At 58.0% G+C, this 20,318-nt stretch carries 17 protein-coding genes, 1 tRNA gene and 2 pseudogenes; 14 read left to right on the top strand and 6 right to left on the bottom strand.

From position 1 onward, the window contains the following. Positions 1 to 75 precede the first annotated feature (75 nt). The 3 genes from AC07O1_RS17675 to AC07O1_RS17665 all read right to left on the bottom strand — a co-directional run bounded on the left by AC07O1_RS17675 (position 76) and on the right by AC07O1_RS17665 (position 2,746). Complete coding sequence (locus AC07O1_RS17675; protein ID WP_494993228.1) at positions 76 to 357, bottom strand: peptidylprolyl isomerase; 282 nt, start codon at positions 355 to 357, stop codon at positions 76 to 78. Between the two features lie 140 nt (positions 358 to 497). Beyond that, the gene (locus tag AC07O1_RS17670; RefSeq protein WP_495089543.1) at positions 498 to 1,379 is read right to left on the bottom strand and encodes an esterase/lipase family protein; all 882 of its coding nucleotides are present in this window, start codon (positions 1,377 to 1,379) and stop codon (positions 498 to 500) included. 275 nt (positions 1,380 to 1,654) lie between these two features. Next, on the bottom strand, positions 1,655 to 2,746 hold the full coding sequence (locus AC07O1_RS17665; protein ID WP_495089542.1) for a 3-deoxy-7-phosphoheptulonate synthase: 1,092 nt from the start codon (positions 2,744 to 2,746) through the stop codon (positions 1,655 to 1,657). Positions 2,747 to 3,376: 630 nt separating this feature from the next. Here AC07O1_RS17665 and AC07O1_RS17660 point away from each other — a divergent pair. Both AC07O1_RS17660 and AC07O1_RS17655 read left to right on the top strand, forming a co-directional pair. Next, the gene (locus AC07O1_RS17660; RefSeq protein WP_495089541.1) at positions 3,377 to 4,135 is read left to right on the top strand and encodes a carbon-nitrogen hydrolase family protein; all 759 of its coding nucleotides are present in this window, start codon (positions 3,377 to 3,379) and stop codon (positions 4,133 to 4,135) included. 9 nt (positions 4,136 to 4,144) lie between these two features. Beyond that, complete coding sequence (locus AC07O1_RS17655) at positions 4,145 to 4,585, top strand: GNAT family N-acetyltransferase (RefSeq protein ID WP_495089540.1); 441 nt, start codon at positions 4,145 to 4,147, stop codon at positions 4,583 to 4,585. A 111-nt stretch (positions 4,586 to 4,696) separates the two neighbouring features. Here AC07O1_RS17655 and AC07O1_RS17650 read toward each other — a convergent pair whose 3' ends face one another. After that, positions 4,697 to 4,927 carry a DNA-binding protein gene (locus tag AC07O1_RS17650; RefSeq protein WP_495011440.1) on the bottom strand — a complete coding sequence of 77 codons (231 nt, stop codon included), beginning with the start codon at positions 4,925 to 4,927 and terminating at the stop codon, positions 4,697 to 4,699. Positions 4,928 to 5,008: 81 nt separating this feature from the next. Here AC07O1_RS17650 and AC07O1_RS17645 point away from each other — a divergent pair, with 81 nt between their 5' ends. The 8 genes and pseudogenes from AC07O1_RS17645 to AC07O1_RS17610 all read left to right on the top strand — a co-directional run bounded on the left by AC07O1_RS17645 (position 5,009) and on the right by AC07O1_RS17610 (position 12,451). Beyond that, complete coding sequence (locus tag AC07O1_RS17645) at positions 5,009 to 5,374, top strand: helix-turn-helix domain-containing protein (RefSeq protein ID WP_494993223.1); 366 nt, start codon at positions 5,009 to 5,011, stop codon at positions 5,372 to 5,374. A 148-nt stretch (positions 5,375 to 5,522) separates the two neighbouring features. Then, positions 5,523 to 6,164, top strand: a complete 642-nt coding sequence (gene gacA, locus AC07O1_RS17640; RefSeq protein WP_494993222.1) for a response regulator transcription factor GacA — start codon at positions 5,523 to 5,525, stop codon at positions 6,162 to 6,164. 2 nt (positions 6,165 to 6,166) lie between these two features. Next, positions 6,167 to 7,990 (top strand): excinuclease ABC subunit UvrC, encoded by a 1,824-nt coding sequence (gene uvrC, locus AC07O1_RS17635; RefSeq protein ID WP_495089539.1) that lies wholly within the window; start codon positions 6,167 to 6,169, stop codon positions 7,988 to 7,990. Positions 7,991 to 8,022: 32 nt separating this feature from the next. Continuing rightward, complete coding sequence (gene pgsA, locus AC07O1_RS17630) at positions 8,023 to 8,583, top strand: CDP-diacylglycerol--glycerol-3-phosphate 3-phosphatidyltransferase (RefSeq protein ID WP_495089538.1); 561 nt, start codon at positions 8,023 to 8,025, stop codon at positions 8,581 to 8,583. 63 nt (positions 8,584 to 8,646) lie between these two features. Continuing rightward, a tRNA-Gly gene (locus AC07O1_RS17625) sits at positions 8,647 to 8,722 on the top strand. A 222-nt stretch (positions 8,723 to 8,944) separates the two neighbouring features. Continuing rightward, positions 8,945 to 9,439 (top strand): annotated as a pseudogene (locus tag AC07O1_RS17620) (tyrosine-type recombinase/integrase); the annotation flags it as partial. Between the two features lie 432 nt (positions 9,440 to 9,871). Continuing rightward, on the top strand, positions 9,872 to 12,034 hold the full coding sequence (locus AC07O1_RS17615) for a methyl-accepting chemotaxis protein (RefSeq protein WP_495089537.1): 2,163 nt from the start codon (positions 9,872 to 9,874) through the stop codon (positions 12,032 to 12,034). Positions 12,035 to 12,256: 222 nt separating this feature from the next. Then, the gene (locus tag AC07O1_RS17610; protein WP_495089536.1) at positions 12,257 to 12,451 is read left to right on the top strand and encodes a DUF7740 domain-containing protein; all 195 of its coding nucleotides are present in this window, start codon (positions 12,257 to 12,259) and stop codon (positions 12,449 to 12,451) included. A gap of 151 nt (positions 12,452 to 12,602) precedes the next feature. On the opposite strand, the pseudogene AC07O1_RS17605 reads toward AC07O1_RS17610, so the two are convergent. Then, positions 12,603 to 13,073, bottom strand: a pseudogene (locus AC07O1_RS17605) (zincin-like metallopeptidase domain-containing protein); the annotation flags it as partial. A 179-nt stretch (positions 13,074 to 13,252) separates the two neighbouring features. Further along, positions 13,253 to 13,831 carry a TetR/AcrR family transcriptional regulator gene (locus tag AC07O1_RS17600; protein ID WP_008433961.1) on the bottom strand — a complete coding sequence of 193 codons (579 nt, stop codon included), beginning with the start codon at positions 13,829 to 13,831 and terminating at the stop codon, positions 13,253 to 13,255. A gap of 172 nt (positions 13,832 to 14,003) precedes the next feature. Between AC07O1_RS17600 and AC07O1_RS17595 the strand changes: the two genes are divergently transcribed. The 4 genes from AC07O1_RS17595 to AC07O1_RS17580 all read left to right on the top strand — a co-directional run bounded on the left by AC07O1_RS17595 (position 14,004) and on the right by AC07O1_RS17580 (position 20,290). Beyond that, positions 14,004 to 14,282, top strand: coding sequence for a LysR family transcriptional regulator (locus AC07O1_RS17595; RefSeq protein WP_008075261.1), 279 nt, complete (start codon positions 14,004 to 14,006; stop codon positions 14,280 to 14,282). Between the two features lie 142 nt (positions 14,283 to 14,424). Beyond that, complete coding sequence (gene mexE, locus AC07O1_RS17590) at positions 14,425 to 15,669, top strand: multidrug efflux RND transporter periplasmic adaptor subunit MexE (protein ID WP_495089535.1); 1,245 nt, start codon at positions 14,425 to 14,427, stop codon at positions 15,667 to 15,669. 11 nt (positions 15,670 to 15,680) lie between these two features. Continuing rightward, positions 15,681 to 18,872: an efflux RND transporter permease subunit gene (locus AC07O1_RS17585; protein WP_495089534.1), complete on the top strand. Its 3,192-nt coding sequence runs from the start codon at positions 15,681 to 15,683 to the stop codon at positions 18,870 to 18,872. Continuing rightward, complete coding sequence (locus AC07O1_RS17580) at positions 18,872 to 20,290, top strand: efflux transporter outer membrane subunit (protein ID WP_495089533.1); 1,419 nt, start codon at positions 18,872 to 18,874, stop codon at positions 20,288 to 20,290. Before AC07O1_RS17585 ends, AC07O1_RS17580 begins: the two co-directional genes overlap by 1 nt. The last annotated feature ends 28 nt before the right edge of the window (positions 20,291 to 20,318 follow it).

The following is a 20,318-nucleotide window of genomic DNA, read 5'->3' as shown; positions in this document are numbered from 1 at the left end:
CAACCACAATCACGTAACTCAAACGCAACGGCCCACCAAAAGGCGGGCCGTTGTTTAAACAAAATCGCGGATTGATCAGTCCTGACGGCTGGTCACTTCCAGCAGGTGAAAACCGAACTGGGTTTTCACCGGGCCTTGCACAGTGTTGACCGGTGCGCTGAAGACCACGGTGTCGAATTCCTTGACCATCTGGCCTGGACCGAAGGAACCCAGGTTGCCGCCATCACGGCTGGACGGGCAGGTGGAGTTGGCTTTGGCGATTTCAGCGAAGTCAGCGCCGCCTTCGATTTGAGCTTTCAGTTCGTTGCACTTGGCTTCGGTGGCAACCAGGATGTGGCGGGCAGTGGCTTTGGCCATGGGGAAATACTCCATTCAACTTGCAATAAAGTGCTGAGCCTACCGGATTCCGCGGGCTATTTCTCGCCAAAGTTCGGTGACCGGACGTGCTGTCAGTGCGCCATCTCTGAGCCAGGCGGCTGGACGTGCGCATCAGGGCATTATAAGCCAAGGTTTCTCAGGCGTTCGGCGTGTTCGACATAGAGGTCAACCGGATCGACACCTTTGCGCACCAGACCGGCCGTCTGATGGATGGTGTCCATATGGTCCAGTGGGTAATCGGAGCGGATTACCGTGCCCAGGTGCGAGCTGTAGCGGCCGACCAGACCGTCGTTTTCCTCAGCCTCAGTGGTGAAGTACCCGGAAAAAGCCCGGCATATGCTGTGCAGCGGATCGAGCAAGTTGGGCCCTTCGTCGATCGGGCTGCCTTTGAGGATGCCGCTCCAGGAGAAATAGCGCACACCATTGACCAGTTCCTTGCCTGTGCCGCCCCAGGTGTTGGGCAGGCCTTGCGGGTACTTGTCGTTGAACGCGCCGACGCTCTCGGTGGTCAGTGCATTGAGCGCTGCCACAGCGTTTTGCGCAAGCGGTGGGTTGCCGCCGAGCAGTGACAAAAACTCGGCCAAAAGGTGGGTCACCGCGCCCGCCACATGCTCCGGCAAACGATCAGGGATCAATGCCTTGCGCAGGTAATCGGCGATTTCGGAACCATGATTCGGCCCGCTGACGGAGGTGACCGACGCCACCTTTTTCGGCTGTATCGCGGCGGCATAACGGGCGGCCAACGCGCCCTGGCTATGACCGATAAGATTGACTTTGGCGGCGCCTGTTCCAGCCAGCACCCGATCGATCTGCGCCAGTAGTTGTTCGCCGCGAAGCTCGTTGCTATGGGCGGCGGACAGATAGGGGATAAATACCCGGGCTCCGGCGTGTCTCAGGGCTTGCTTGATGCCATGAAAAATGTCGATGTTGGCAATGCTCTCAAAGCCGAAAAGTCCGTGGACCAGGAGGATTGGGTATTGAGTCGTCGCATTCCGTTGCATGTTGATTCCTTATCTTCAATGAGTGAGGTGTGACTGATTTGTCTCCTCACTCTAGTGCAGGCGGCTGGACCGAATGTGTAGGGCATGTCCGTTGAGCGCTGAAGATCATAGAGTAAAAGTTGTGGGGGTGATTCGGACGTCAGGATCCGACATTTACGCTTCGTTGGTAGGCAGCGCTCATGATCGAGGAGCATCGGGCAAGGCGAAGAGCGACGGGGTCTGATGGGATTTCAGGCCCCGGGCCTGGGTCGTAACAGACAGCAGCGGTCTTTGTTTCAAATGCTCGCTTGGCGGGTCCTTTCGGATGAGCGCAACCGCCGGGCTGCCTGGCGTAACAGTTGCTCCGTTGCATCCCAGCCAAGGCAACCGTCGGTCACTGAAACCCCATAACGCAAAGACTGGCTCAATGGCTGGCAGCCTTCGAACAGGTGGCTTTCAAGCATCATGCCGATCAGGGAATGGTCACCTTGCAAGCGTTGCTCAAGCACATCAGCGAAAACCGCCGGCTGACGCAAGGGGTCTTTACCGCTGTTGGCGTGGCTGCAATCGACCATGATCCGCGTCGGGATGGCCAGTTTTTTCAGATCTGCGTGCACATGGCTGATGCTCTGACGATCGTAGTTCGGTCCGCGATGGCCGCCGCGCAGCACCAGGTGAGTGTCCGGGTTTCCCGGTGTCTGAATGATCGCCGGGTGCCCCTGACTGTCGACACCAAAGTGACGATGGGGATGAGCCGCCGAACGCATGGCATCGCAGGCGATGGCGACGCCTCCATCGGTACCGTTCTTGAAACCGACCGGCATGCTCAGGCCACTGGCCATTTCCCGGTGGATCTGCGACTCGGTGGTGCGCGCACCGATGGCGACCCAACTCAGCAGGTCATCGAAGTAGCCAGCGGCCATCGGCTGCAGCAATTCGGTCGCGATCGGCAATCCCAGGCGCAGCATTTCGCGCATCAACTCGCGAGACAAGCTCAGGCCGCCTGCCATGTCATCGCTGCCATCCAGGTGTGGGTCGTAGGCCAGGCCTTTCCAGCCGACCGTGGTGCGGGGTTTTTCGACATAGGCGCGCATCACCAGCAGCATTTCATCGCTGACGTCGGCAGCCAGGCTGGCGAGATTGCTGGCGTATTCGAGTGCCGACTGCGGGTCATGGATAGAGCAGGGGCCGACGATGACCAACAGACGGGAGTCTTCACCGTTGAGGATCGCGCGTACCGCTTGACGATGATTGGCGACTTGCTGGATCAGGGGCGTGTTGAGCGGCAATTGATGCTTGAGCTCCAATGAATTGGGCAGGCGCAGAGTCAGCGCTTCATTGGCAGAGGTCAAGGTGGACAGCGGCACAGCAGAGACGGACGAGTTCATATTCGGGCTTCCTGGGCTGGCGGCGGGTTCGTTCCCGCACGCTCGGCCCTATTGGGGTGTTCGACAATTGGCCGGATTGGCTACGTGTGTGTGCTTGCCACCTGTGGTGGACCGATCGGAGGCGGCAGGCTGTCCCGAGCGGAGGCTGGTAAATCGCCAGGCGGTGAAGGTGTCGTAGCGGTAATAGGTGGCGTAGTTCATGTCGTGATTCCTCTATGCGTTTTTGGTGACGCTAAAAATGTGTGGGGCCTGAAAAAACAAAACCCCCGGTCGGGAAGCCGACCGGGGGTTGAGAACTCTCAAGTGGCGACCCGTAGTAGTGGGCGCCGTGTGGGTATCAGGCGCGCCAGTGGCTAAACCAATACCCAAAATAAAAGCTGACCGGTGCACAGCCGTTGCTCACCCGGGCAGCCGCAACCGAGCGCAGGGCGCTGGCGGTATGACGAAGCTGTGAGAGGGTATGCAACATGATGTGTCTCCGATGAATGCACCGAGCTTACTAGAGGCGGGTGCAGGGGTTCAATCAGAAAATTCTATTAGGGGAGTGGGGTGGTTTCTATGGCTTAAGTGGCGTGATGCTTTGTGACACACTCATTGTTCTTTCCAAAAAACTGTCAGCAAGGACGGAACATGACGACATTGACCATCGCCGCCGCCCAATCGATCTCCATTGCCGGTGATCTTCAAGCCAACATCGCCCGCCATATGCGCTTCATCGAAATCGCAGCCGAACACGGCGTGCAGCTGTTGGTGTTTCCCGAGTTGTCGCTGACCGGCTACGAGCGCGGCCTGGCCGCTGAACTGGCGGTGCTGCCGGACGACGCCGTTCTGCAACCGCTGCGCGATTTTGCCCGGGAGCTTGGCGTGACCACGGTCGTTGGCATGCCGATTCGGTTGTCAGCCGGTGCTGAAGTGTTGATCGGCGCCTTGGTCCTGGCCGCCGATGGCTCACTTGGGGTTTACAGCAAACAGCATCTGCACCCGGGGGAGGAGGTGGCGTTTGCCCCGGGTTCGGGCGGCTCGATGTTGACGGTCGGTAACGATAAGGTCTCTCTGGCGGTCTGCGCAGACTTTTCCCACGCCAGTCATGCGCAGCAGGCTGCGGATTCAGATGCAGACCTCTACGCAGCCAGCGTATTGATCACGGAAAACGGTTATGCCCCTGATACAGCCCTGTTGCAAGGCTACGCTGCCAGGCACTCGATGACCGTGTTGATGGCCAACCACGGCGGTGCGACTGGCGGCTGGGGTTCGGCGGGGCGTAGCGCCATCTGGGCGCCGAACGGCGAACTGATTGTCGCAGCATCAGGTACCGGCGATGTGCTGGTGGTTGCTCGCCGAGACGCCAATGGATGGATGGGTCAGGTTGTGGCTGTATCGGATGTCTAAGGGGTAAATGTGGACTTTGAATTACGTCCTGCGTCATCAGCAGACCTGCGTTTTGCTCGGAAACTGACCTGCGAAACGATGCTTCGCTATTACATTCGGCACGATCTACGGTGGCAGGACGAAGCGTTTGATGTGGCATGGGCCGGGAGAGAGAACTGGCTGATTTGCCGAGGCGAATCGGTGCTGGGTTTTCTCAGCCTGAGTCGCGACGCGAAGGCGTTGTACATTCGTGAGTTGCATGTGATCGAGGCCGAGCGCTGCAAGGGTGCTGGAAGCTGGGCGCTCGAGCGGGTGTTCTCGATGGCGCGCGAAGAGCGGCGGTCTTCGCTGCGCCTTACGGTCTTCAAGGAGAATCCTGCGCAGGCGCTTTATCAGCGGATAGGGCTGGTTGTTGTGGGTGAGGACGATTGCTTTCTACGGATGGAGCGAATGTGCTCCGCCGCGCCATAGCAGCTTGATGTCGTGGGGTATCCAGTTTGTGTGGGATGAGCTGTTGTAACGCTCTAGACGGCATCATTGAGTAAATCGAATGCCGTCGTCAATTAAGTGCATACTGATCTTTCAGGTCTGCTCCTGACTCTGCTGCCCGGTGTCCGTCAGGATGACACCGTCTTTCATGCCCAGCAGTACCGCCACCTTGTGGGCCTCTCCACGCCGTCCTTTCTTGCGCCCGGCGAGCACTTGATAAGTGGTGGCCGGATCAACTCCATGCTCGCGAGCAAATTGTTGAACGGATTTACCTTGATGTTCCAGCCAAGCCTTGGCTTGTGCGGCGGTGCGGATACCGGGCATAGTTCAAAACCGTTCAAATGTGTTCAATAAGCAATGAGTGTGGCACCCCTAGGGGTGTACAAAATGGGATCATACATCCAAATGAGTGGAATCGGTTCGCGGTTGAGACAGGAAAGAGAACGGCTTGGGTTGTCGCAGAAAGTTTTTGGCGAAATCGGAGGCGTTGAAGCTAACGCGCAAGGCAAATACGAAAATGGCGGACGCGCGCCCAAGGCAGATTATTTGTCTCGAGTGGCCGAGAAGGGTGTGGATATCCTGTACGTGTTGACGGGAAATCCGACCCCGACGCTGATCGAGAATCTCAGCATGATGGAAGAGAAGGTACTGGGTAGCTATCGGGTGCTCTTCAAGGAAGATCAGGACGCGATTCGCAGATTGACGACGACGTTGGCAGAGTATTCCGTTGCCAGCAGTGCGAAAAGTAAACCAGGGTCATATGAGTCCTGATCAACCAAGGTAAGTTGTATGCGCCTGTCGCTCGGCAGGCGCTCATAGCGTATTGATACTCTTTATATGACGCTTGCAGCTAGGTCTGTCCGCCGGTTTTTTGCTAAGGTGTCCGGCAACCAATAAGACCATATCGCGAGGTGTCTGCTTGATTAGGGTGCTAGTGGTCGATGACCATGATCTCGTTCGTACAGGCATTACACGGATGCTGGCTGACATCGACGGGCTGCAAGTAGTCGGCCAGGCCGAGTCAGGGGAGGAATCCCTGCTCAAGGCGCGGGAGTTGAAGCCTGATGTGGTACTGATGGATGTCAAGATGCCCGGGATCGGTGGTCTTGAAGCCACGCGCAAGATGCTGCGCAGTCATCCGGATATCAAAGTCGTCGCCGTCACGGTGTGTGAAGAGGATCCGTTCCCCACACGACTGTTGCAGGCGGGGGCTGCAGGTTATCTGACCAAGGGGGCTGCCCTGGCGGAAATGGTTCAGGCGATTCGCCAGGTGTTCGCCGGGCAACGCTACATCAGTCCGCAAATTGCGCAGCAACTGGCGATCAAGTCTTTCCAGCCAACCAGTGATACACCGTTCGATGCACTTTCAGAGCGGGAAATCCAGATCGCGTTAATGATCGTTGGCTGTCAGAAAGTTCAGATCATTTCCGACAAGTTGTGCCTGTCTCCGAAAACCGTGAATACCTACCGTTACCGCATTTTCGAGAAGCTCTCGATCAGCAGCGATGTCGAATTGACGCTGTTGGCGGTCCGCCACGGCATGGTTGATGCCAGCCTCTGACAATGACAGACCTGTTTGATCCAAGTGCCTTTCTATCTACCTGTAGTGGGCACCCCGGTGTGTATCGCATGTTCGACAGCGATGCGCGCCTGCTCTATGTCGGTAAAGCCAAAAACCTGAAAAAACGCCTGGCGAGTTATTTTCGCAAGACCGGCCTGGCACCTAAAACTGCCGCTCTGGTAGGGCGCATCGCTCAGATCGAAACAACGATCACCTCTAATGAAACCGAAGCGCTGCTGCTTGAACAGACGCTGATCAAAGAGTGGCGGCCGCCCTACAACATTCTGTTGCGAGACGATAAGTCCTATCCATACGTTTTTCTTTCGGATGGTGATTTCCCGCGTTTGAGCATCCATCGTGGTGCCAAAAAGCAGAAAGGCAAATACTTCGGCCCGTACCCGAGCGCAGGCGCTATCCGTGAGAGCCTGAGCCTGCTGCAGAAAGCGTTTCTGGTTCGTCAGTGTGAAGACAGTTTTTACAAAAACCGTACACGACCGTGCCTGCAATACCAGATCAAGCGGTGCAAGGCGCCGTGTGTCGGTCTGGTCGAACCTGAGGTTTATGCCGAAGACGTACGCCATTCGGTCATGTTCCTCGAAGGCCGCAGCAATGCCCTGACTGACGAATTGTCTGGCGGTATGGAGGCGGCGGCGAACACGCTCGACTTTGAGCGCGCCGCTGAACTGCGTGACCAGATTTCCCTGCTGCGACGGGTCCAGGATCAGCAGAGCATGGAAGGTGGGACCGGTGATGTGGACGTGGTCGCCGCGTTCGTCAATCCGGGAGGCGCGTGCGTTCACCTGATCAGCGTGCGTGGCGGGCGGGTACTCGGCAGCAAGAACTTCTTTCCGCAAGTCGGTATTGAAGAGGAGGTGTCCGAGGTCATGGCCGCTTTCCTCGGCCAGTACTACATCAGCAGCCCTGAACGGGACTTGCCGAGCGAGTTGATTGTCAACGTCGTCCATGAAGACTTCCCGGCCTTGATTGCGGCCATCGAAGAGCTGCGCGGTCGCGAGCTGACCATCAGTCATCGGGTTCGTGGTACGCGGGCACGCTGGCAGCAACTGGCCGTGACAAACGCCGAACAGGCATTGAGCGCCCGTTTGGCCAACCGCCAACATGTCGCTGCGCGGTTCGAGGCGCTGGCTGAAGTACTGAGTCTGGACGAGCCACCGCAGCGTCTGGAGTGCTATGACATCAGTCACTCCAGTGGTGAGGCTACGGTGGCCTCCTGCGTAGTCTTTGGCCCTGAAGGCCCGCTCAAATCCGACTATCGTCGCTACAACATCGAAGGCGTGACGCCGGGTGACGACTACGCGGCGATGCATCAGGCGCTGACTCGGCGTTTCAGCAAGCTAAAGGACGGCGAGGGCAAGCTGCCGGATATTCTTCTGGTGGACGGCGGTAAAGGCCAGTTGTCCATGGCTCGAGACGTACTCAATGAGCTGGCCGTGCCTGATCTGATTTTGCTGGGTGTCGCCAAAGGGGCGACGCGCAAGGCCGGTTTCGAAACGCTTTACCTCAATGACGCCGCTCATGAGTTCACCTTGCGTGGCGACTCTCCAGCACTGCATTTGATTCAGCAGATACGTGATGAGGCTCACCGTTTTGCTATTACCGGGCACCGCGCGCGGCGGGGCAAAACCCGTCGTACGTCAACGCTTGAGGGGGTCGCAGGCGTTGGGCCGAAACGTCGGCGCGAGCTTCTGAAACATTTTGGTGGATTGCAGGAGCTGTCTCGTGCAAGCATCGAAGAGATCGCCAAAGCACCGGGGATCAGTAAAAAGCTCGCTGAGTTGATTTATGCAAACCTGCACAGCGAGTAGAATGCCAACTCACCTCGTAGCCAGTTGTGCCGATGAATATCCCTAATCTGATCACCGTCTTACGCGTCCTGCTCATTCCGATTTTCATTTTGCTGTTTTATTTGCCTTACCAGTGGAGCTACATGGCGGCCAGTTCAGTCTTCGCGTTCGCCGCGGCAACGGACTGGCTGGATGGGTATCTGGCTCGTCGTCTGGAGCAAAGCACGCCGTTCGGGGCATTTCTCGATCCGGTGGCTGACAAACTGATGGTGGCAGTGGCTTTGGTGCTGCTGGTGCAAGAACATGCCAACTTGTGGCTCACGTTACCGGCAGCGGTGATCATCGGTCGTGAAATCGTAGTCTCTGCCTTGCGAGAGTGGATGGCGGAAATCGGGGCTCGCGCGCATGTTGCCGTATCGAGCATGGGCAAATGGAAAACCGCCGCGCAGATGCTGGCGCTGGTTATCTTGCTGGCCAACCCCTCGGATTTCAGCTTCTGGGTCCTGGTGGGCTATGCGCTGCTGCTGATTGCTGCGGGACTGACATTGTGGTCCATGCTGCAATACTTGCGCGCCGCCTGGCCGCACCTCAAGACCACTTCGGAAAAGAAATAAAACTTTTTTGAATCAAGGGGTTGACGGGGCATCTGGATCGTATAGAATGCGCCACACCAAGACGCGGGAATAGCTCAGTTGGTAGAGCACGACCTTGCCAAGGTCGGGGTCGCGAGTTCGAGTCTCGTTTCCCGCTCCAAATATTGCGCTGCAGAGTTCCACTGAATTCTGTAAGTGATTGAAATCAGGACCTTCGGGTCCTTTTTTCGTTCCGGCGGGAACCACTGAAATCCAGCACTATCCGGTGCGTTTAAGTCCAGGATTAAGTCCAGGATTCTGACGCGTACTGAATCGGTTTGTTGCTGGAGCAGTTTGCGTAGCGAGATGAGCATCTAGCCCTGACTCTGTTCAGGAGCTCGCTATGGCACTTTCAGAAATGGCTGTTCGGCACGCCCGAATCACGGGCAATGACTACACGCTCGGTGACAGTGATGGCCTCACGCTCAATGTGACGGCCAACGGCGGAAAAATCTGGCTTTTCCGTTACTACTGGACGGGCAAGCAGAAGCGCATGTCCCTGGGTAGTTACCCGCAAATCAGCCTCAAGGAAGCGCGTATCCGTCGTGATGAGGCGCGTGCCTTGGTTGCTCAAGGCATCAATCCCTATGAGCACCGTAAACAGCAGCGCCATGCTGTTCATAGCGCGGCAGAGCATACCTTCGAAGTGGTGTTCAATCAGTGGGTCGAGTTTCGCAGGTTGAGCCTGAAGGAAGGCCGCCGGAGCACGCTCTCGCAAATCTTGAGAATCTTCAATAAAGACATCCTGCCATCGCTTGGCGGGCGGTCCATCTACGATATCAATCGTCACGATCTACTGGATTTACTGAGCAGGATCGAACAGCGCAAGGCGTTAACTGATAGGTGCTGTGCCATGATCTCGTTGATCATCAGGGCGCTATGATCCAGCGTCAGATCGCCGTCTAAAAGTAATCGGCGAGGTGATGCCGGTTCCCAGGGGGGGCGGTCAAATTAATGATCTAATCGGGGTTGGTAGCAATGCTCGAACCTCACTATCAGCGGAATTGGGTAGCCGTATGCAGCCCTGTTTGTGAGCACGTATCGCATCGTGCACTTATTTGAAACACAAATATTCCGCTCGGAACGCTCGCAAATTACCTTCTACCGCTCTGTGCTGCGAATTAGCGCCTACAACCTTCAGCTTGGGAGATTCCTGCGTAATCCAACTCTGAGTCTAAGTTCTTAAGCATCGGCGATGAATAGCAAGCTTTCGAATTGGCGTGGTAATTGCCTGCAAATTCGGCACTCTATGTCGTACTTGGGGAAGTGAATGTCGCTATCAAGCAATTCTATGCAGTTATCCTCCGCCGAAAAGCACTGGTTACCCTGGTTTGGCAAGACCGGAAAACTGGCAATGAACTGGTCCTGCCGACTCAATCGGTCTGCCTACCCGGTGATTGAGCAGACATTCGAGGCTATTGCCGAAACCCGAGTCAAATTGCTGCACAACTGGACTCGGGAGCAGTGGGAACACTTGGCCGAACTGGCCGTGACCCTTAGCCGCGACTTCTCCCATCTCGACAATCATCCGCTGCTGGACAAGCTCGGCCAGGCCGAGGACTTTTCCGAACTCTTTGTCGTCGATACAGGTGGCGCAGTCATCGCCTCGACCTGGAGTGGCCATGGCAAAAGCAGCCCCTGCAACCCCAAAGCACTGGCCGAAGGTTTGAAAGCACCGTTTCTCCACGGCCCCTACAGTGACCCTCTGACCTTGCAGATCGGCCCTTCATCCTCGCGCTTTCACGACGAGGTCACGCTGATGTTCTACCAGCCCCTGAAGGCTGATGGCAAAGTCCTTGGCTGCCTCTGCGGCCGTGTACCGAACGATGTCCTGGGCGACTTGATCCAGCGTGAGGCCGGGCATATTTTTGCCGAGTCGGGAGATAACTATCTGTTCATGGTCCAGTCGCGTTTCGATTCAACGATTCAGCCGGGTATTGCCCTGTCACGTTCACGCTTTGAGGACGGTACGTTCACCCGCGGCGAGAACCTCAAAAGTGGCGTACGCACCCCCTGGAAGACCGTACAGATACAGCGCCACACCGAACTGGAACTGCGCTTCACCGATCCGGCGACCCAGCAGTTGCACCCCGGTGTGCGAGAAACCATTCGCAGCGGTTCCAATCTGTTCGTCACCTACCCAGGTTACTCGGACTACCGGCACATTCCGGTAGTCGGCAAGGGCGTTACTTTCCAACTGCCGGGTTCACCTGACCGCTGGGGGATGATGTGCGAAGCCGATCTGGAGGAAGTCTATCGACGGCGCTCGCTGAGTTATGGGTTGATGAAACCTTACCTGGCAACAATGGTTGGCCTGTTCGCCTGCAATTTCCTGGTCCAGCACTACAGTGGTCTGGAGCAGAGCCTGATCGATGCTTGCGAGACTTTGAGCATGCTGACGGCTGCGGCCCTGTTCAGCACTTTTGGCCCGAAGCGGTTGGCTGCGCGTCTAAACGAAATGACCGGTGTGATCAGGACCATCGCTGAAGGCGAGGGCAATCTGCGTCAGCGCCTCGACACCACGCGTATGGCCAACGACGAGACCGGAGATATGGGCCGTTGGATCAACAGTTTTATCGACCATCTGGATGCAGTCGTCGGGCAGGTGGTCAAGGCCAGCCATAGCGTCGGCAAGACCAATCAGCTGATGCTCGGTCGCAGCCAGGAAGCCAGCCTCACCTCCGGCGAAGTCGCGGATGCGGTGCATCGCATGATGATCATTGTCGAAGAGCAACTGGGCGAGATCCAACAAGCCTCGGCCAGTGCCGAACAAATGAAGCAAGCGATGGACGAAGTGGTCAGCCGAGCCCGCGAGCAATTTCTCGCGGTACAGGTGGGGACTCAGTCAATTCGCGATGTCGTGGAGCGGTCTTCTTCGAGCGTGCAGTTACTTGACAGCCGGATGGCACAAATCGGTAATATCACCGGCCTGATCAGCGACATCACCAATCAGACCAACCTGCTGGCGCTGAACGCCGCCATTGAGGCCGCCCGCGCCGGCGAACATGGTCGTGGTTTTGCGGTGGTAGCCGATGAAGTCCGAACCTTGGCCGCGCGCACATCCCGCGCCGCCGACGACATCCGGCAGATGGTCGAAGGCCTGCAAAACGAAACGCAAAAAGCCGTGGGTTTTATGGAAAGCGGAGTCAAGGATGTTGACAACAGCCTGCGCCTGGCCGAAGAGGCATCCTCGGAAAATGTGCAACTGCATCAGGCAGTGGAAAGCATGTTCAGCATCATCCAGCAACTCAATGAACGCAGCCTCGACTATGGCAAAACGATCAAGCAGGTCGACCAGTCGTCCGCAGAGATGCGCCAGACGGTGATCGTGCTGCAGACCAGTGCGGAAACGGTAAGGCTCGACGCCAACAAGTTGCAAAAACTGGTGGGGCTGTTCGAGGTGAGCAACAACTCCCGGCAAAGTGCTGCTTGAGGCTTTGCCGCGTACTTCAAAGTACGCAGATCGGTGAAGAGTATGGGGTTGATCCAGGCCGCCATCGATGCGCTGGATCATGTCTTTTGGTGAGGGATCCAACTATTAAAAGACTGAAATATTGCTCACTCTCTGGCTATGCGGCGAGTACATCGATGATCTAGTTAGTGTTGGGTAAGGAGAACTCGGTACACTGCGGTGCAAATTTTCGTGAGTCCTATCATGACCCTCACTGACGCCAAGCTCGTGCTGCTGCTTGCGGCACGTATCCATGGGACAGACGAAGCCGTCAGGGCCTCGGCGAAGAGCGTGGTCAAGAAGTTGCCGCGCAGTAAGCGCGATCTGATCTACAAGGTGATCGAGAGCCGAAGCCCTCTCGAGCTGGTGGATTTTCTGGCGCAGAACCTGGATACATGACAGCTCTCCGTAGGCGTTTGACCATCTCATGTAAATGGAGTCAGGGGCCTGCGAAGTGAGACCTTCTGTTTTCGGGGAGCAGAAAAAAAGGGCCCAACTCGCGTTGCGCCCTGTGAAGCGATTGCTGGGGTGAGTTTCAGCATACTAACGATTAAGCTCCGTCGTTCCTGCATAGCGAGTCATCCAAGACCACTGGGTTCAGTTGTTGCTCCAGACTGAGCAGATACTCCGATGCGGCTCGAGCTTGGCCACTGGCCCGAAAGATCACGCGCTTGTCTGCCTTCAGCAGGCTGAGCCAAGAGTCGATATAGCCCTCGTGCCGCAGCTCTCCCTGTATACCGGTGTAGGCACATAAAAACGCAGCGCCCATTTCGGCGATCAACTCCTCAAACGCGTAGCCTGGCGAGCCGAATGGATAGGACGACGTCACGCCTTCGCGCTGCAACCGAGAGTGATGCCCGGTCCAGTGTGTCAGCTCGTGCAGTGCGGTGGCGTAGTACCCACCTTCGTCGTGAAATTGCGCTTTTGTCGGCAGTTGGATGAGATCCCTGATCGGGTGGTAAAAGGCTTCGTCGGCAGATCGATGAACGATGTTTGCGCCAGTACTTAACAGCAGATTTTTCGGCAGTGCAGTCCAGCAGGTGATACTGCAATCCAGCTCACCCAAGTAGTTGCCGAGCCATCTAACTTGATCTGCCGCTAGTCGATCAGACGTCCACGTTTCAGAGGTGTTTCGCGAGAATCTTCGATCAGGGCTGAGGATGGTTTTAGCTTGTCCCCATATGAAAAATTTGAATGGCGCTATGCAGCCCGCTCTTTTGGTGCGGGAGCAGTAGGCCAAGCACTGATCACCGACTGCAGAAACTGCTCGGATAACTCAGGCTTGTTCAACGCCCTGGCAATCAGCATAGCCCCTGCGATCGATGACAGGATGCGCAGCGATTCCAGATACTTCTCGTCATGGCTTTCCCCATCGACCAACGCCATCAACGTTTCGATCAAACGTTCGACGCCTTTGGTGAAGGAAACACTGACGGTCCCACCCGTGCGGGCCACGTCGGCGCCCAGCGCGGGGATAGGGCAGCCCTCGGTCCAGTTATCAAGATGCGCTTGCGTCAAGTAACCCTTGATCAGTTCGGGAATGGATTTGGCGTTTTGCCAGTCCTGGATATTGGACTCGAACGTCCGGCTGACGGCCTCTGAGGCCAGTTGTTCCTTGCCGCCGGGGAACTGTCCGTAAAAGCCGCCATGGGTCAGGCCCACCGAGCGCGACAGTTCACCAATGCCGATGCCATCGATGCCCTTTTCTCGATACAGCCGGGACGCAGCCGTGAGGATCGCCTCTTTGTTCGCGGCGGCCTGGTCTTTTGTGACTTTCATGAGACTGCTCCTGTAGCCCAGTCGGTTGTACTTGGGAAAAGCTTCGCTGAGAGGCTGGTATTTATTATGATCGTCATATAAGGTCGCTGCAATGGCTTTGCCCGAATCGACGCAAGTCTGGCGGATCCCGAGCCTGTGGCTCAAGTTGAAAATCTCTACGTGGACCGGACTCATGAATCGTAATGATCTGCGCAGTATCGATCTGAACCTGTTGGTGGTGTTCGAGGCGCTCATCCAGGAACGCAATCTCACCCGCGCCGCCAAGCAATTATCCCTGGGCCAGCCTGCGGTCAGCGCGGCGCTGGTGCGTTTGCGCAAGCTGTTCAACGACCCTTTGTTCGAGCGCATCGGTCGCCGGATGGTGCCCACTGAGCGAGCGTTGAATGCTGCGCAGGCGTTGGGGCCGGCGCTGGATTCCGTTTGTACCGTGCTCACCAATACCAAGGTTTAAGCGGGATCGATCCCTTTTTTTTGCCCTTAAACATGATGGTCATCATTATTGGTGATGGCCAACTTCACTCCGTTCAATTCGTCGCGACCTCGCGCGACGCCGAGAATCCGGAAACTCCCAAACCGTCTGGCGGACACTACCCATGGAACAGTCACTTAAACCTTTGCGTTATCCCCTTGCTGCGTTGGCGCTGCTGGCGCTCGCCGCGTGTGAACGCGCACCCTCTGCCGCTCAGGCGCCGGGTGCGCCGCACGTTACTGTGGCCAAGGTGCTAGAGCAGCCCATCACCGAATGGGACGAAGTCACCGCTCGCCTGGAAGCACCGGAAACCGTCGAGGTTCGTCCACGGGTAACCGGGCAGATTGATCGCGTAGCCTTTACTGACGGCGCGCTGGTGAAGAAGGGCGATTTGCTGTTCCAGATTGATCCACGGCCGTTCGAACACGAAGTGCATCGCATCGAGGCGCAACTGCAACAGGCACGCGCCACCCTGGTCCGCACCAGCAACGAAGCGCAGCGCGGCCAGCGCTTGTTGAGCAGCAACGCGATCTCTGCCGAGCTGGCCGACACCCGTACCACCACCGCCCAGGAAGCCCGGGCCGGGGTTGATGCCATCCAGGCGCAGTTGGACCTGGCGCGCTTGAACCTCAGTTTCACCCGCGTCACAGCGCCGATCAGCGGTCGGGTCAGCCGGGCGGAAATCACCGCCGGCAACATCGTGACCGCCGACACCACACCGCTGACCAGCGTGGTCTCCACCGACAAGGTCTACGCCTACTTCGACGCGGACGAACGCATGTTCCTCAAATACAGCCTGCTTTCCCGCCAGGGGCAGCGCGGTCAAGCCACGCCGGTGTACATGGGCCTGTCGAACGAGGAGGGCAACAGTCACCTCGGGCAGATGAACTTTGTCGACAACCAGGTCAACCCGAAAACCGGCACCATTCGCGGTCGCGCGGTGTTCGATAACGCTGACGGCCAGTACACCCCCGGTCTGTATGCGCGCTTGAAACTGGTGGGCAGCGCCGCCTATCCCGGCCTGCTGATCAAAGACGAAGCGGTGGGCACGGACCTGGGCAAAAAATTCGTGCTGGTGGTCGATCAGGACAACAAGGCCGTTTATCGCAGCGTCGATCTGGGACCGAAACTTGAAGGCTTGCGCATCGTGCGCAGTGGTCTGCAAAAAGAGGATCGCATCGTCATCAACGGCTTGCAGCGTGTGCGGCCCGGCGCGGTGATCGATCCGCAGGATGCCCCGATGGCCAGCCCGGAAACAGTCGCCACACTGGCTCGCCAGCGTCAGGCGATTGAAGCTTCCAACCAGCCGGTTTCCGCCCAGGCACCGGCCCTGGTGAAAGCGGAATCAGCCGCCGCACCTCGCGGATAAGGAGCACCGACATGAAGTTTTCTCAGTTCTTTATCACGCGACCGATCTTCGCGGCGGTGCTGTCGCTGCTGATCCTGATTGCCGGCGCGATCTCGCTGTTCCAGTTGCCGATCAGCGAATACCCGGAAGTGGTGCCACCGACCGTGGTGGTTCACGCCAACTACCCCGGCGCCAACCCGAAAGTTATCGGAGAAACTGTAGCGGCGCCACTGGAGCAGGCGATCACCGGCGTCGAGAACATGTTGTACATGTCCTCACAATCCACGGCGGATGGCCGGCTCACCCTCACCGTGACGTTCGCCCTGGGCACTGATCTGGACAACGCCCAGGTCCAGGTGCAGAACCGTGTGACTCGCACTGAACCCAAGCTGCCCGAGGAAGTGACGCGTATCGGCATCACCGTCGACAAGGCCTCTCCCGAGCTGACCTTGCTGGTGCATCTGGTGTCGCCGGACAAGCGTTACGACATGCTCTACCTGTCGAACTACGCGATCCTCAACGTCAAGGATGAGCTGTCGCGCCTGGACGGTATCGGCGATGTGAAGATGTTCGGTATCGGTGATTACTCGTTGCGTATCTGGCTCGATCCGAACAAGACCGCTTCACGCAATCTGACCGCAACCGATGTGGTCAACGCGGTGCGCGAGCAGAACCGCCAGGTCGCTGCCGGGCAACTGGGTTCGCCGCCTGCGCCGAATGCCACGAGCTTTCAGATGTCGATCAACTCCCAAGGGCGGTTGGTCAGCGAAGAAGAGTTCGAGAACGTCATTATCCGCAGCGGTCCGGACGGCGAGATCACTCGCCTGAAAGACATCGCCCGGGTCGAGCTGGGTTCCAACCAGTACGCCTTGCGTGCCTTGCTCAACAACGAGGAAGCGGTGGCGATGCCGATCTTCCAGCGTCCGGGCTCGAATGCGATCGACATCTCCAACCAGGTGCGGGCGAAGATGGCGGAGCTGAAGAAGAGCTTCCCGGAAGGCATGGACTACGAGATCGTCTATGACCCGACGATCTTCGTGCGCAGTTCGATCGAGGCGGTGGTTCACACGCTGTTCGAAGCACTGATCCTTGTTGTGCTGGTGGTCATCCTGTTCCTGCAAACCTGGCGCGCCTCGATCATTCCGCTGGTCGCGGTGCCGGTGTCGCTGATCGGTACGTTTGCCGTGATGCATCTTTTCGGCTTCTCATTAAATGCGCTGTCGCTGTTCGGCCTGGTCCTGGCGATCGGGATCGTGGTCGACGATGCGATCGTGGTGGTGGAGAACGTCGAACGGAACATCGAGTCGGGGCTGGAACCGGTCGAGGCGACCAAAAAAGCCATGGGCGAGGTGACCGGTCCGATCATCGCTACGGCGCTGGTGCTGTGTGCGGTGTTCGTACCCGCTGCCTTTATCTCGGGCTTGACCGGGCAGTTCTACAAGCAGTTTGCGTTGACGATCGCTATCTCTACCGTGATTTCGGCGTTCAATTCCCTGACCTTGTCGCCGGCGTTGGCCGCAGTGTTGCTCAAGGCCCACGGCGCGCCGAAGGACCGCTTCTCCAAAGTGCTGGATCGCCTGCTCGGTGGCTGGCTGTTCAAACCCTTCAACCGCTTCTTCGATAAGGCCAGCCATGGTTATGTGATTGCCGTGGCCAAGATCATTCGGGGCAGCAGCGTGGCGTTGCTGGTCTATGCCGGCCTGATCGCGATGACCTACATGGGGTTCAGCACCACGCCAACCGGTTTCGTACCGACCCAGGACAAGAAGTACCTTGTGACCTTTGCGCAACTGCCGGATGCGGCCAGCCTTGATCGCACCGAGTCGGTGATCCGGCGCATGAGCACCATCGCCATGAACGAGCCGGGCTTCGACAGCGCCGTGGCCTTTCCAGGCCTGTCGATTAATGGTTTCACCAACAGCCCGAATGCCGGCATCGCCTTCATTGGCTTGCGGCCGTTCGATGAACGCAAGGATCCGAGTCTGTCAGCCAGGGCGATTTCCGCGTCGCTGAACGCCAAGTTCGGTGGCATCCAGGACGCCTACATCGCGGTGTTCCCGCCGCCACCTGTCCAAGGCCTGGGCACCATCGGCGGTTTCCGCTTGCAGATCGAAGACCGGGGCAACCTGGGTTACGAAGAGCTGTACAAAGAGACCATGAACATCATCGGCAAGAGCCGCAGTGTTCCGGAGCTGGCCAATTTGTTCACCAGCTACACCGTCAACGTGCCGCAGGTCGACGCTGCGATTGATCGGGAAAAAGCCAAGATCCATGGCGTGGCCATCAACGACATCTTCGACACATTACAGGTGTACCTGGGCTCACTGTATGCCAACGACTTCAACCGTTTCGGGCGGACCTATCAGGTCAACGTGCAGGCCGAACAGCAGTTCCGCCAGGAACCGGAGCAGATCGGTCAGTTGAAAGTGCGTAACAACAAAGGCGAAATGATCCCGCTGGCCACGTTCGTCAAGGTCAGCCCGACGTCGGGGCCTGATCGAGTCATGCACTACAACGGCTTCATCACCGCGGAAATCAACGGCGGCGCCGCGCCGGGCTACAGCTCCGGCCAGGCCCAGGCGGCGATTGAAAAGCTGCTCAAAGAAGAGCTGCCCAACGGCATGACCTACGAATGGACTGACCTGACCTACCAGCAGATCCTGTCCGGCAACACCGCGTTGCTGGTGTTCCCGCTCTGCGTGCTGTTGGCGTTCCTGGTCCTGGCCGCGTTGTATGAAAGCTGGAGCTTGCCATTGGCGGTGATCCTGATTGTGCCAATGACCCTGCTGTCGGCGATTGCCGGGGTGATCATTTCCAAGGGCGATAACAACATCTTCACCCAGATCGGCCTGATCGTACTGGTCGGCCTAGCGTGCAAGAACGCGATCCTGATCGTCGAATTCGCCAAGGACAAACAGGAACAGGGCATGTCCCCGCTGGATGCAGTGCTGGACGCCTGCCGCATGCGGCTGCGGCCGATCCTGATGACGTCCTTCGCCTTCATCATGGGGGTGATTCCGCTGGTGACCTCTACAGGTGCCGGTTCGGAAATGCGCCGGGCGATGGGTGTGGCGGTGTTCTCCGGGATGCTCGGCGTGACCTTCTTCGGGTTGCTGCTGACGCCAGTGTTCTTCGTGCTGATTCGTCGCGCCATCGAGCGCAAAAACGCGCGAAAAGTTACCAAGGCTCACCAGGCAAACGCAGTGAATCCGGAGGCACATTAATGAACACCTTGAAGCTTTTTTTACCCAGCCTTCTGGTCGTCGCACTGGCTGCTTGCACGGTGGGCCCCGACTACAAAACCCCTGACACCGCGCCGGCCACTGTCGTGTCGATCCAGGGCGGGCACTACGATCAATCGCGGTTCGAAACGGTCTGGTGGCAGCAGTTCGATGACCCCACGCTCAACCAGTTGGTGAGCAAGTCCCTGGAAGGCAACCGCGATCTGCGCGTCGCGTTTGCCCGCTGGAAAGCGGCCCGGGCGATTCGTGATGATGTCAGCAATGATAATTTGCCGGTGGTCACCAGCCGCGTCAGCAGCCAACAGGGGCGGGGACAAGTGCCCGGCCAGACCGAGAGTCGAGTCAATCAGGAACGCTACGACCTGGGCCTGGACATGGTCTGGGAAGTCGACCTGTTTGGCCGGATCCAGCGTCAACTGGAATCCAGCGATGCCCAGGAAGACGCCGCCGCAGCGGACTTGTATCAGCTGCGCGTGACCATGATTGCCGAACTGGTGGACGCTTATGGCCAACTACGGGGCTCGCAACTGCGGGAAAAAATCGCCCTGGCCAACCTGAAGAACCAGCAGGATTCCCGTGCCGTGACGGTCAGCCTGCGGGACGCCGGTGTGGGCAATGAACTCGATGTGGTGCGTGCCGATGCGCGTCTGGCGGCGGTCGAGGCTACGGTGCCGCAACTGCAAGCGGAGCAGGTGCGGCAGAAAAACCGCATCGCCACGCTGTTGGGAGAGCGCCCGAAGACCTTGAGCGTGTCGTTGAGTCCCACCAAGTTGCCGGCCATTGCCAAAGCGCTGCCGATCGGTGATCCCGCCGAACTGCTGCGCCGGCGCCCCGATGTGCTCGCGGCCGAGCGCAGGCTGGCGTCCGCCACGGCTGAAATCGGCGTGGCCACTGCCGACTTGTTCCCGCGGGTGAGCCTGAGCGGCTTCCTCGGCTTCACCGCCGGCCGTGGTTCACAGATTGGCTCCAGCGCCGCCCGGGCCTGGAGCTTGGGTCCGAGCATTACCTGGGCGGCATTTGACCTGGGCAGCGTGCGGGCGCGCATCCGTGGTGCCGACGCCAATGCCGAAGGCGCCCTGGCCACCTATGAGCAGCAAGTGCTGCTGGCGCTTGAAGAGTCTGAAAACGCCTTCAGCGACTATGGCAAACGCCAACAACGGTTGTTGTCGTTGATCAGGCAAAGTGAGTCGAGCCGCGCCGCCGCTGACCTCGCGGCCATCCAGTACAAGGAAGGGACCGTGGATTATCTGGTGTTGCTGGATGCGCAGCGCGAGCGGCTCAACGCCGAAGATGCCCAGGCCTTGGGTGAAACAGATCAGTACCGTGGAATCGTCGCGATCTATAAAGCCTTGGGAGGTGGCTGGGACAGCAGTGCTGGCAAGGTAGGGGGGATCAATTGACCGATCGCCAGCAGGCCGCAGCGCAGAC

The sequence above is a fragment of the Pseudomonas sp. GW821-FHT07G10 genome, assembly GCF_059418545.1.
The sequence above is the reverse complement of the archived record's forward strand: the minus strand, read 5'-3'. Positions and strand labels throughout refer to the sequence as shown.